The 11,612-nt window shown below is 35.4% G+C and carries 10 protein-coding genes and 1 rRNA gene; all 11 read left to right on the top strand.

Translation table 11 applies throughout. The annotated features are described in order from the left end of the window. Positions 1-11: 11 nt before the first annotated feature. Positions 12-127: ribosomal RNA gene (gene rrf / locus BN2144_RS05575) — 5S ribosomal RNA — on the top strand. Between the two features lie 718 nt (positions 128-845). Then, entirely contained in the window at positions 846-1,307 is a 462-nt protein-coding gene (locus BN2144_RS05570; protein WP_033827320.1) for a CtsR family transcriptional regulator, read from the top strand. A 27-nt stretch (positions 1,308-1,334) separates the two neighbouring features. After that, complete coding sequence (locus BN2144_RS05565; RefSeq protein WP_033827319.1) at positions 1,335-1,880, top strand: protein-arginine kinase activator protein McsA; 546 nt, start codon at positions 1,335-1,337, stop codon at positions 1,878-1,880. Next, positions 1,880-2,950, top strand: coding sequence for a protein-arginine kinase McsB (locus BN2144_RS05560; RefSeq protein ID WP_033827318.1), 1,071 nt, complete (start codon positions 1,880-1,882; stop codon positions 2,948-2,950). Before BN2144_RS05565 ends, BN2144_RS05560 begins: the two co-directional genes overlap by 1 nt. Before the next feature lie 17 nt (positions 2,951-2,967). Beyond that, positions 2,968-5,394 carry an ATP-dependent protease ATP-binding subunit ClpC gene (clpC, locus tag BN2144_RS05555; protein WP_033827317.1) on the top strand — a complete coding sequence of 809 codons (2,427 nt, stop codon included), beginning with the start codon at positions 2,968-2,970 and terminating at the stop codon, positions 5,392-5,394. Between the two features lie 157 nt (positions 5,395-5,551). Further along, on the top strand, positions 5,552-6,928 hold the full coding sequence (gene radA, locus BN2144_RS05550) for a DNA repair protein RadA (protein ID WP_033827316.1): 1,377 nt from the start codon (positions 5,552-5,554) through the stop codon (positions 6,926-6,928). Between the two features lie 115 nt (positions 6,929-7,043). Then, positions 7,044-8,129 carry a PIN/TRAM domain-containing protein gene (locus BN2144_RS05545; protein WP_033827315.1) on the top strand — a complete coding sequence of 362 codons (1,086 nt, stop codon included), beginning with the start codon at positions 7,044-7,046 and terminating at the stop codon, positions 8,127-8,129. An 82-nt stretch (positions 8,130-8,211) separates the two neighbouring features. After that, positions 8,212-8,895 carry a 2-C-methyl-D-erythritol 4-phosphate cytidylyltransferase gene (gene ispD, locus BN2144_RS05540; RefSeq protein WP_033827314.1) on the top strand — a complete coding sequence of 228 codons (684 nt, stop codon included), beginning with the start codon at positions 8,212-8,214 and terminating at the stop codon, positions 8,893-8,895. A gap of 20 nt (positions 8,896-8,915) precedes the next feature. After that, positions 8,916-9,398: a 2-C-methyl-D-erythritol 2,4-cyclodiphosphate synthase gene (gene ispF / locus BN2144_RS05535; RefSeq protein WP_033827313.1), complete on the top strand. Its 483-nt coding sequence runs from the start codon at positions 8,916-8,918 to the stop codon at positions 9,396-9,398. 91 nt (positions 9,399-9,489) lie between these two features. Further along, complete coding sequence (gltX, locus tag BN2144_RS05530; protein ID WP_033827312.1) at positions 9,490-10,944, top strand: glutamate--tRNA ligase; 1,455 nt, start codon at positions 9,490-9,492, stop codon at positions 10,942-10,944. 189 nt (positions 10,945-11,133) lie between these two features. Continuing rightward, a partial coding sequence (locus tag BN2144_RS05525; protein ID WP_033827311.1) for a transposase occupies positions 11,134-11,612 on the top strand: 479 nt, incomplete at its 3' end.

Below are 11,612 nucleotides of genomic sequence, written 5' to 3'. Positions count from 1 at the left end.
GTTTTAAATAGTCCGGTGATCATGGCGAGAAGGTCACACCCGTTCCCATCTCGAACACGGAAGTTAAGCTTCTCAGCGCCGATGGTAGTGAAGGCCCTGCCTTTGTGAGAGTAGGACGTTGCCGGGCAAGTAAAAGGATAGTGATTATTCACTATCCTTTTTTTATTTAGGGTGAGAAAAAATGAGTTAATTATTAAACAAAAAGTACTGCTTATGGATAACGAAGATCCATCCCCATCTGTAAGTAAAAGTTATAAAAGTATCCTTGCAAAATCAAAGTCCTTGAAAATGGCAAGAATTTTTCTTCGTTCGATGCAAGTCTTTTCATTGAATAGCGCTATACCTTTTTCCAGCTATTGATTATCTAAGCTCTTTTGATGCCTATGAATGTCTAATTTTTTATTGATATCTTTTCCACCGCCTTCAGATTCCAAACGCAATGATGATTTTTATGTCTTATTTCCTTTACAGTCTATTCCCTCTAGACGACCATTTCAAAAGTTCGAAATATATCATCCACTAAAAACAGTAAAAGGAATATATGCATATATCCTTCAGTTAATTAGTTAAATTCATGTAAAATATAAACAATACTTCATTTTCAAAGACTTTAGGGTTTAGAATATCGAATTTAAGGAAAAAAATAATATCAACAAATCATTTACGTCCTCACTAGAACAAATGATTCTAATAACATTATCACACAAATATTTTATCAATCGACATTATCTGTATGATTGCGAATAGATATAAAAAGTTATATAATAAATTAAAGTCAAATATAGTCAAAGTCAATAATTGTGCATAATTTAAAATAGGAAAAGAGGTTTTGGAGGGAGGAAAACTTGAGAAATATTTCGGATATAATAGAGGAATATTTAAAGAAAATCCTTGAAATGAGTGAAGAAGAAATACTAGAGATAAAGCGAAGTGAAATTGCCAATAAGTTCCAATGTGTTCCTTCACAAATAAACTACGTAATTAATACAAGATTTACCGTTGAACGTGGCTACTTAGTTGAGAGCAAACGTGGTGGTGGAGGATATATTCGAATTATAAAAGTGCGACCGAATAGTAAGATGCACTTAATTGATCAAGTTTTATCTTTGATTGGTAATAAAATTCCTCAATCGGCGGCCATAGATATAATAAATCGTTTATACCAAGAAGGTGTAATTAACGAACGTGAAGAAAAAATTATGTTGAGTGCCCTTGATCGATCAGTTATTTATCTAGAATTGCCCGATCGAGACATATTACGAGCGAGAATATTAAAAGCAATGTTATTGACGTTAAAATATGAGTAAAATTTTATAAAATTGGGGGGACAAAAGTTGGTTTGTCAAGAATGCCAAAAGAGACCTGCAACTCTACACTTTACCAAAATAATTAATGGAGAAAAAACCGAAGTTCATCTTTGTGAACAATGCGCACAAGATAAAGGGAATTTGTTTATGTTTAATAACTCTTCAGGGTTATCAATAAATAATTTATTAGCAGGATTATTTAATTTAAGCCCGAATATAGAACATATAAATAATAAAGCAATGATGCAGGAAAGTGGAATTATACAATGTGATCATTGTGGCATGACAATGAATCAATTTTTAAAGATTGGCCGTTTTGGTTGTGCCCATTGTTATAATGCATTTCAAGAACAGCTAACTCCATTTTTAAAAAGGTTGCATGGGGGGAATTGGAAACATAGTGGTAAAATACCAAAACGTACAGGTGGAACTTTAAATATTCAAAAGAAAATAGGTATATTAAAGGAAACTTTACAAGCCCTTATTGCAAAAGAAGAATTTGAAAAAGCTGCAGAAGTGCGTGATGAAATTCGTCTCTATGAGAAACAACTGAATGAGGGGGGCGAATATTAATGTCAATTGAACGTTTTTTAAACCAAGCTGTGAGTTCGTGGATGAATGCTGATGGCCCTCAAGCTGATATTATATTAACTTCCAGAATCCGTTTAGCAAGAAATTTAGAAGATCATTTATTCCCGACCATTTTTACAAAAGAAGAGGCAGAAAATGTTTTAACGAACGTTGAAAATGTACTTCCTCTCTTAAACTTATATCCACTTAAAGACGCAGAGCTATTAAAAATGGAAGAACTGCAACCATTACAAAAACAAGTATTAGTTGAAAAGCATTTAATTAGTCCAAATTTAGCTGAGCAATCAATAAAGGGTGCGTGTCTTTTATCACAAAATGAAGAAATTAGCATTATGATTAATGAAGAAGATCATATTCGAATACAATGTATTTTATCAGGATTGCAATTGCAAGCTGCTTTAGACTTAGCAAATGCTGTTGATGACGAACTTGAGCAACATCTCGATTATGCATTTAACGAAGTCCGTGGGTACTTAACTAGTTGTCCGACAAATGTTGGTACAGGATTACGTGCTTCAGTCATGCTTCATTTACCGGGCTTAGTTATGACCCAGCAAATGCGCCACTTAATTCCTTCAATAAATCAGTTAGGTTTAGTTGTTAGAGGGATTTATGGGGAAGGTAGTGAAGCTTTGGGTAATATTTTCCAAATATCGAACCAGATTACACTTGGCAAGTCGGAGGAGGATATTATTCTTGACTTAACGAATGTCGTTGAACAAATCGTTAACCAAGAAAGATCTGCGAGGGAAGCAGTAGTGAAAACATCAGGTATTCAATTGGAGGATAAAGTTTATCGTTCACTTGGTGTATTAAAGAATAGCCGTATTATTGAGACGAAAGAAGCCGCACAATGTTTATCAGATGTACGGTTAGGAATTGATTTAGGTTACATCCAGAATATATCGAGAAATATATTGAATGAATTAATGATACTCACGCAACCAGGGTTTTTACAACAATATGCAGGAGGACAATTAAGACCGTTTGAAAGGGATGTTAGACGGGCGACATTAATACGTGAACGTCTCCAATTAGAAATTAATAAATAATATAAGGGGGTAAATCCATGTTATTTGGACGTTTTACAGAAAGAGCTCAAAAAGTATTAGCACTGTCACAAGAAGAGGCTATTCGTTTAAAACATGTCAATGTTGGTACAGAACATATTTTATTAGGTTTGGTTAGGGAAGGAGAAGGAATTGCGGCAAAAGCATTGTTTGCAATTGGACTTACTCCTGAAAAAATTCAAAATGAAGTTGAAAATTTAATTGGTGTCGGAAAAGAATTATCACAAACACCACAATATACACCGAGGGCAAAAAAGGTTATTGAATTATCGATGGATGAAGCAAGAAAATTAGGCCACTCTTATGTTGGTACGGAGCATATTCTACTTGGTTTAATAAGAGAAGGAGAAGGAGTAGCCGCACGTGTACTTAGCAATCTTGGGGTAAGTTTAAATAAGGCACGACAACAAGTTTTACAATTACTAGGCAATAGTGACTCTGGAGTTTCTAATGGATCAGCATCTAATGTGAATACGCCAACTCTAGATAGTCTAGCTAGAGATCTAACTCAAGTAGCAAGAGATGGAAATTTAGATCCCGTCATTGGTAGAAGTAAGGAAATTCAGCGAGTAATTGAAGTATTAAGTAGACGGACAAAAAATAACCCGGTTTTAATCGGTGAACCTGGTGTAGGGAAAACAGCGATAGCAGAAGGGTTAGCACAACAAATTGTTAATAATGAAGTCCCAGAAATATTACGAAATAAACGAGTAATGACATTAGATATGGGAACGGTTGTAGCTGGAACAAAATATCGTGGTGAGTTTGAGGATCGTCTAAAGAAAGTAATGGATGAAATACGCCAAGCTGGTAACATCATTCTATTTATCGATGAATTACACACATTAATCGGTGCTGGGGGAGCGGAAGGAGCAATTGATGCGTCCAATATTTTAAAACCATCACTCGCACGCGGTGAATTACAATGTATTGGTGCAACAACTTTAGATGAATACCGGAAATATATTGAAAAAGATGCAGCACTTGAACGGAGATTCCAACCGATTATGGTTGACGAGCCAACAGTTGAAGAATCTATCCAAATTTTAAAAGGATTACGGGATCGTTATGAAGCTCACCACCGAGTAGCAATTTCAGATGAGGCTATAGAAGCGGCTGTTAACTTATCTGACCGCTATATTTCTGATCGCTTTTTACCTGACAAAGCAATCGATGTGATTGATGAGGCTGGCTCAAAAGTACGCCTTCGTAGTTTCACAACACCGCCAAATTTAAAAGAATTAGAAGTAAAATTAGACGAGGTCCGGAAAGAAAAGGATGCGGCTGTACAAAGCCAGGAATTTGAAAAGGCAGCTTCATTAAGAGATATGGAACAAAGGCTTCGTGAACAACTTGAAGAGACGAAAAAGAGTTGGAAGGAAAAACAAGGAAAAGAAAATAGTCAAGTTACTGTAGAAGATGTTGCTAGTGTTGTTTCTAGCTGGACAGGAGTTCCTGTTTCGAAAATAGCCCAAACGGAAACGGAAAAACTGCTCAAGCTTGAAGAAATTCTTCATAACCGGGTCGTCGGTCAAGCAGAGGCTGTTAAGGCAATTGCAAAGGCAGTTAGAAGAGCGAGGGCTGGATTGAAAGATCCGAAACGTCCAATTGGTTCATTTATTTTCTTAGGACCAACAGGTGTAGGGAAAACAGAATTAGCCCGCGCCCTTGCTGAAGCGATGTTTGGTGATGAAGATGCGATGATACGAATTGATATGAGTGAATATATGGAGAAACACTCAACGTCAAGATTAGTTGGTTCTCCTCCAGGATATGTCGGATATGACGAAGGTGGTCAATTAACTGAAAAAGTGAGAAGAAAACCATATTCAGTTGTATTGCTCGATGAAATTGAAAAGGCGCACCCAGATGTGTTCAATATTTTATTACAAGTGTTAGAAGACGGTCGTTTAACAGACTCAAAAGGAAGAACAGTGGACTTCCGGAATACTGTATTAATTATGACATCAAATATTGGTGCAGAATCATTAAAACGAAACAAGTATGTTGGATTTAGTGTTCAAGATGGTGAGCAAGATTATAAAGATATGAAAAATCGAGTGATGGATGAATTGAAAAAGGCTTTCCGACCGGAGTTTTTAAACCGGATTGATGAGTTTATTGTTTTCCATTCACTAGAGAAAGAACATTTAAGAAATATTGTTGGATTATTGCTGGGGTCTTTAACAAAACAATTAAAAGAACAAAATATTGAACTAACGATGACGGATGGAGCAAAAGATAAACTTACTGAAGAAGGATTTGACCCTGAATATGGCGCAAGACCACTTCGGAGAGCCATTCAGAAACATGTAGAAGATTTATTATCGGAAGAGCTATTAAAAGGCAATATTAAGCCAGGACAACATATTACAGTAGATGTCGAGAATGGGGAATTTAAAGTAAAAACAAATGTATTGTCCTAAATAAATTTTCATATGCCCTATAGTAAATATTAAAAGAGTAAGAAGAGGCAACTTTCCTAAAAAACAACTTTAGTAGGGTTGCCTCGTTATTATATCTATGGGAAAATTAAATAGTCGATAAACATACAAATGTTTTTCACATATAGAGGAGAATTTTATGGCTAAAGTAAAAACAAAATTCACTTGCCATTCTTGTGGCTATGAATCGCCAAAATGGTTAGGTCGCTGCCCAAGTTGCAATCAGTGGAATACGTTTGTGGAAGAAATCAAGGAGGTAAAGGGAAATAGACGTGCCGTGTTTTCTCATTCCTCATCCATACAAACAGAACGAAAGGCAGTACCAATTAATTCAGTTGAGTCAAAAGAGGAAACAAGAACTTACACTAATTCTAAAGAACTAAACCGCGTGTTAGGGGGAGGAATTGTATCCGGTTCCCTCGTATTAATCGGTGGTGACCCTGGTATCGGGAAGTCCACTTTATTATTACAAGTTTCTAACCAATTGGCTAACAAGGGGTTAAAGGTCCTCTATATCTCTGGTGAAGAATCAGTAAAACAAACAAAACTACGAGCAGACCGTTTAGGTGCATTGTCTAGTAACTTATTTGTTTTATCAGAAACAGACTTACAATTAATTGACCATACAATACAGGAAATAAAGCCAGATTTTGCCGTTATTGACTCTATTCAAACAATCTATCATCCGGATGTAACATCAGCACCTGGGTCCGTTTCACAAGTTAGAGAATGTACAAGTGAAATGATGCGGATAGCTAAAACGAGTGGGATTCCCATTTTTATTGTTGGACATGTGACGAAAGAGGGGGCAATCGCAGGACCACGTTTATTGGAACATATGGTTGATACGGTTTTATATTTTGAAGGAGAACGCCATCATACGTTTCGAATTTTGCGTGCTGTAAAAAACCGCTTTGGATCTACAAATGAGATCGGTATTTTTGAAATGAAAGAAGAAGGCTTAATTGATGTAGCAAATCCTTCTGAAATTTTTTTAGAGGAACGTTCAATGGGTTCCTCAGGTTCTACGGTTGTTGCTTCGATGGAAGGAACAAGACCAATTTTAGTAGAAATCCAATCATTAGTGTCACCAACCACTTTCGGTAACCCACGAAGAATGGCAACAGGGATTGACCATAATCGTGTGTCATTATTAATGGCTGTCTTAGAAAAGCGTGTTGGCATGTTATTACAAAATCAAGATGCTTATTTAAAAGCAGCAGGTGGAGTTAAATTAGATGAACCAGCAATAGATTTAGCAATAGCACTAAGTATCGCTTCAAGTTTTAAAGATAAACCGACGCGTGCAACAGATTGCTTTATTGGTGAAGTTGGATTAACTGGTGAGATTAGACGAGTATCGCGTATTGAACAAAGAGTTCGAGAAGCGGGAAAGTTAGGTTTCAATCGAATTATCATACCAAAAAATAATATGAATGGATTAGAAAATGTACAATCGATACAAATTATTGGCGTTAGCACAATCAAAGAAGCACTCAAGGTTGCATTTGAGTAAATCATTGAAAAATAAAAGGAATCGATTGTTTTGCTAATAAAAACATAAAATAAATATATAATTTTGCGTTTCAAAAAATTGTAATTGTTTATAATGAATATGAGGAGGTGAATAAATGCTAACACGAATTGTACAAATTTGCTTTCTACTTGTTGGCGGAACGTTAGGTGTCCTATTTTTGCCCTTTTTATATAGCGTGGTAAATTTAGATCAAGTTGCTATTATCGATAATCCTTATGTTTCTGCAATTTTAGGCGCCATCATCTTTTATCTTATTACCTTTTGGGCCGTTAAATATGTGATTAATTTTATTAAGTGGATAGAAGAAACTTTAATTAAAGCCCCTATTTTAGACTTGTTATTTGGAACGATTGGCCTTGTGCTTGGTTTAATTATTGCCTTCTTTTTAGGATCTGCTTTAAGTACTTTTCTTTTTCCTGTCCTTAATGAAATAGCACCAATTATTTTAACGTTATTATTTGGATATTTAGGGTTCCAAGTAGGGTTTAAAAAGAGAGATGAAATGCTGAACGTTTTTCAAAACAGGGGAGCAAAGAAAAAAATACCAGAAGATGGTTTACAGAAAAACATTGGCCAACTGAAAATATTGGACACAAGCGTCATTATTGATGGCCGTATTGCGGATATTTGTCAAACAGGATTTTTGGAAGGAATTATTGTTATTCCTCAATTTGTTTTAGAAGAACTACAACATATTGCAGATTCTTCGGATGTGTTAAAACGAAACCGTGGAAGAAGAGGCTTAGATATTCTCAATAAAATTCAAAAGGAGCTACCAATCAAGGTAGAAATTTATGAAGGTGATTTTGAGGATATTCAAGAGGTTGATAGCAAATTAGTGAAGCTTGCAAAATTAACAAATGGAACGGTTGTTACGAATGATTACAATTTAAATAAAGTATGTGAACTACAACAAGTACATGTACTAAATATTAATGATTTAGCTAATGCAGTGAAACCTGTTGTCCTTCCAGGTGAAGAAATGGTTGTGCAAGTAATAAAGGACGGTAAAGAGCATAACCAAGGAATTGCCTATTTAGATGATGGAACGATGATTGTTGTAGAAGATGGGCGTAATCATATTGGTAAAACGATAAATGTAATAGTAACGAGCGTTCTACAAACATCCGCTGGCCGAATGATTTTTGCAAAACCGAAAGTATTAGAGAAAGCATTATAGTTTTTAGGGAGATCATATTTGAAATACGGTCTCCCTTATTTTAATATAAAAATAAATAGTATAACCTAAGGGAAGTTGAACAATGGAATATCATGTAATTATCCCGGCAGCTGGTATGGGGAAACGAATGGGTGCAGATAAAAATAAGTTGCTTGTTGAAATTGAAGGAGCTCCAATTATAATACATACATTATCCGTATTTGAACAAGACGAATGGTGTAAGTCTATTACACTTGTTGTTAACAAGCACGATCAAAAAGAAGTGAATCAGCTAGTTAGCAAATATAACTTAATGAAAGTAGCGAATGTTGTAGAAGGTGGAAAAGAGAGACAGGAGAGTGTCTTTAAAGGTCTTGAACAGATTGAAGGGGAATCAATTATATTAATCCACGACGGAGCAAGACCATTTGTAAAACAACATTTTGTTCACCAGCTCGTTGAAAAAGCCGCAAGTAAGGGAGCGGCAATTCTTGCGGTACCTGTTAAAGATACGATAAAAAAAGTGAATAATCATTTAGTTGAGGAAACCATTAATCGGGCCACGCTTATGTCGATACAAACACCGCAAGCTTTTCAACTTTCTCTTATAAAAGAGGCTCATAGACAGGCTCATCAAGATGGTTTTATAGGTACAGATGATGCAAGTCTACTGGAGAGAATGGGACGAAAAGTTTATATTGTTGAAGGAGACTATGATAATTTTAAAATTACAACACCTGAAGACTTACACTTTGCAAAGGCGATTATTAAAAAAAGAAATAGGTAGTTTTGATTGGAGAGATTGTTTTGTTACGTATTGGACAAGGATATGATGTCCATCAACTAGTAGTTAATAGACCGCTAATTGTTGGTGGCATTGAAATCCCATATGAAAAGGGATTGTTAGGGCACTCAGATGCAGATGTTTTATTACATGCAATAACGGATGCTTGTCTTGGAGCGGTTGGACTTGTGGATATTGGTACACATTTCCCGGATAATGATAATGCTTACAAAGGCGTAGATTCAGCACTGTTATTAAAGCAAGCGTGGGAACTGGTGAAACAAAAAGGCTATAATCTTGTAAATATGGACTGTACAATTATTGCCCAAAAGCCAAAAATGGCCCCGTATATCCCGTTGATGAAAGCGAGAATAGCTCAAATTATTCAGGTTGAAGAGGATCAAATTAATGTAAAAGCAACAACGACGGAAAAGCTTGGTTTTACAGGAAGAGAAGAAGGAATTGCATCACTTGCAGTTGTTTTATTAGAATCAAATAAAAAATAATTGATGATTAATGACATTCAATCTTCTTTTTAGTGTAAAATAAAAAGCGTTAACTAAACAAATTGTATCTATTAATGGAGGTAATTTTAATATGAGTGACATACGTGTTCGCTATGCTCCGAGCCCAACAGGTCATTTACATATCGGAAATGCAAGAACTGCTCTTTTTAATTATTTATTTGCTCGTAATCAAAACGGGAAATTCATTATCCGAATTGAAGATACGGACCAAAAGCGAAATATTGCTGGCGGAGAGGAAAGCCAGTTAAAATATCTGAAATGGTTAGGTATGGATTGGGATGAAGGTGTTGATGTTGGAGGAGAATTCGGTCCATATCGGCAAACGGAACGTCTTGATATCTATAAAAAGCACTATAACGATTTATTAGATCGAGGTTTGGCATATAAATGTTACTGTACGGAAGAAGAATTAGAAAAAGAACGTGAGGAACAAATTGCAAATGGACAAGCGCCGCGTTATTCAGGTAAGTGCCGTCATTTGACAAAAGAAGATCAAGAACGATATGAAGCAGAAGGACGTAAGCCAAGCATTCGCTTCCATGTTCCTGAAGGCAAAGTCTATCGTTTTAATGATATCGTTAAAGGTGAAGTTACGTTTGATTCGGAGGATATTGGTGATTTTGTTATTGCAAAAAAGGACGGTATGCCTCTATATAATTTTGCCGTAGCAGTAGATGATCACCTAATGAATATTACTCATGTACTTCGTGGGGATGACCATATTTCTAACACACCAAAACAATTAATGATTTATGAAGCTTTTGGTTGGAAACCACCTACGTTTGGCCATATGACGTTAATTGTTAATGAAAACCATAAAAAACTAAGTAAACGTGATGAATCCATTATTCAATTCATTGAACAATATGAATCCCTTGGATATTTACCTGAAGCATTATTTAATTTCATTGCTCTTTTAGGTTGGTCACCAGTAGGGGAAGAAGAAATATTTTCGCGTGAAGAATTAATTCATATATTTGATCCAGCAAGATTGTCGAAGTCTCCGGCTGTTTTTGACCGACAAAAACTAGTTTGGATGAACAATCAATATATGAAAAAGTTACCAGTTGAAAGAGTGATTGAACTAGCACTTCCACATTTAATTAGTGCAGGAAGAGTATCGGAGAATCCAACAGATAAAGAATTAGCTTTTGCTCATAAACTGATTGCTCTTTACCAAGAACAGATGAGTTATGGTGCAGAAATTGTGTCTTTATCCGAGCTATTCTTTAAAGATGAACTTCATTATGATGAACAAGGAAAAGCTATCTTAGGAGAAGAACAAGTACCAGAAGTGTTGCAAGCATTTATCCAAGAACTTGAGCAATTAGAGAATTTTGAAGCTAGTGAAATTAAAGCTGCTATTAAACGAGTTCAAAAGTTAACTGGCCATAAAGGGAAAAAGTTATTCATGCCAATTCGTGTTGCTGTGACAGGACAAGAACATGGACCAGAACTTCCAAATACTGTTGAATTATTAGGCAAAGAAAAGGTAATTAGTCGAATCAGAAATGTTTTAAGTTAACATTTTTGGAAAAATGTAATATAGTAAATATACAAACCTGAAATATTCATGAAAACACATTGATAAGCCATTGAATGCTTGTTTATCAAGTAGCCCAGCTCATTTAGTTATGCATCAAATAAATGAAAAAAGAATCCATTTCTGTTAAGGTTAAATCACCACAAAATAACCACAGAAAGGATTCTTATAATGGCTACTTTATCGCAATTAACACTTGATTTCAATCGTAAAATTAAATTGTCAAATGATGGAGGTTCTCTTTCCTCGGATACGGGTGAACTTCTTTTTAGAGAGTTTGATGAAAAAATAGGATTTTCCAAGACTTTGGAAAACCACTTAAAACTAGATGATCCAAGAGCCTATTACTTTCATTCAAATGAAAACTTATTACGTCAAAAGATCTATCAAATCATTGCTGGATATTATGAAGATGACGCTGCCGATCAATTGACAAGGGATCCTGTTTTTACACAAATTATTGATACACCAGCTCTCGCTTCTCAACCGAGCTTATCTCGTTTTTACACTCGATTTAACCAAGAATCGATTGATCATTTAAATCAAGCGAATCAAGAATTACGTGATAAAATTCATGCTTTTAGAAAATCGCAAGCTCTATTTATTGATTTAGATTCTACCCATTCTGATACGTATGGTAACCAAGAGTC

The organism is Bacillus andreraoultii, assembly GCF_001244735.1.
In the GTDB taxonomy this organism is placed as follows: Bacteria; Bacillota; Bacilli; order Bacillales; family Caldibacillaceae; genus Caldifermentibacillus; species Caldifermentibacillus andreraoultii.
Note: the sequence above shows the minus strand (reverse complement) of the source record. Positions and strands in the feature narration are given on the sequence as shown.